Raw genomic sequence first — 225 nt, forward strand, 5'->3', positions numbered from 1 at the left:
TGATGACGAGGGGCGGCGGCTGCTGCGGATCATCCGCAGGGGCACCGGGTCGGTGGTGACCTGGCGACGGGCCCAGATGGTGCTGCTGTCCGCGCAGGGCATGCCGGTGGCGAGGATCGCCGAGGTGTCGTTCACCAGCGACGACCGTGTCCGGGACGTGATCCACAACTTCAACACGGACGGCTTCGACTCGCTGTACCCGAAGTACAAGGGCGGTCGGCCGAA

General features: G+C 67.6%; 1 protein-coding gene. It reads left to right on the plus strand.

What is annotated here, in order from left to right; genetic code table 11:
• On the plus strand, positions 1 to 225 hold a 225-nt coding region (locus tag OO67_RS35560), incomplete at both ends, for a helix-turn-helix domain-containing protein (RefSeq protein ID WP_033305972.1).

The organism is Streptomyces atroolivaceus (genome assembly GCF_000717025.1).
GTDB classification, from domain to species: Bacteria; Actinomycetota; Actinomycetes; order Streptomycetales; family Streptomycetaceae; genus Streptomyces; species Streptomyces atroolivaceus.